Here is a 1,178-nt window from a genome sequence, read left to right as displayed (position 1 = left end):
TGGCGCCCGTGCCGTTCCTCTTTCGGTAGTTACGCGAATAGGTGGCGTACTTTACTCGCTTCAGCTCGAGCCGAACTTTGTAGTTCGGGTCGTCGCAGGCTCCGATGAACCGGAAGCCGAAGGCTTGACGGTCGCGAATGGGTACTATGAGCAGTCGCGCACTGGTCCGGAGTCCACAGCTTGTTGCTGCTCTTCGTGTCCGCAACGACCGCTTCCAATTGCTCTCGCGTCAACCAGGGTGCCCAGCATCGGCACCAACGGCGCACCGATCGCATCGGGTTACCCGGCGAGGCGAGGCAAGCATGATCGGCGCCCCACTGGAGTATCCGTCGGCCCCGTTCGTTTTGGGGCGGGACGTTCCAGCCAATATGCTCAAACCACCTTCTGGCTTCCTTTGGCTTCCTTCAAACGGCCCCGCGCAAACAGCACCGTCTTGTCGGGATCGGCATCGAGCGCCGACGGCGCCGAAGAGGAGAACGCGTCTTGAGAATTGCGATCAAGATCGCTAATTTCTGCGCAGCCGATGGTCGTCGGTGAACTCTCGATGAAGGCCCTGTCGGTTGCCGACGCGGGGGCAGCACCGGCTTGGTCTCCTTGGTTCCGGCGGCCTTCACCGCGTTGAGGTAGTGCAGGGTGGCGTTGTAGGTCGCTGCCTGGTTCATCGTCGGCATCCGCTTCATGCGCTCGAAGAAGCGCTTGCCGAAGGCGCGTGTGCGGTCGTTGAGATCCCAATAGTAGGCCTCGGTGATGACCAGACCCTGCGCGAGCTTCAGCCCGAGGCTGTGGATGTCTCGTTCGTCGGAACGTCGCTTTCATTTGATGGACTGAAGTTTGCGGAGCCGATCAAGGCGCACGAGCACGCCGCGCAGCTTTCTGGGGATTTCGCGAACTTTTTGCGAGAAGCTGGAATGGGCGCCATCCAAACTTCAATGGAGGACATAGATCCCGATAAAAAAATAGAACTGCATGCCGAAGCTCGCGAACATCTCCTGGGTCGCAGTGGCCAGCACCACGGCCAGCAGGGCAACCACGAACGTCGACAACGACCACGGCCGCAGCTTCAGAATGTAGTCATTGCCCTTGCGCATCGAGACGTCCCGGCCTCCGCGAGTTCCGGGAAGGTAGCCGAGGAGGCTCGCGAATAAAACACCGTAGGACTCCGTGGGGGCGGCGTTCTG

At 60.4% G+C, this 1,178-nt stretch carries 2 pseudogenes; both read right to left on the bottom strand.

Features of this window, described 5'->3' with window-relative positions:
- Window positions 1-560: 560 nt before the first annotated feature.
- Window positions 561-791, bottom strand: a pseudogene (locus K359_RS60825) (ABC transporter substrate-binding protein); the annotation flags it as partial.
- A 135-nt stretch (window positions 792-926) separates the two neighbouring features.
- Window positions 927-1,178, bottom strand: a pseudogene (locus K359_RS65660) (hypothetical protein); the annotation flags it as partial.

The sequence above is a fragment of the Bradyrhizobium sp. th-b2 genome (genome assembly GCF_000426785.1).
GTDB lineage: Bacteria > Pseudomonadota > Alphaproteobacteria > Rhizobiales > Xanthobacteraceae > Bradyrhizobium > Bradyrhizobium septentrionale.
The sequence above is the reverse complement of the archived record's forward strand: the minus strand, read 5'-3'. Positions and strand labels throughout refer to the sequence as shown.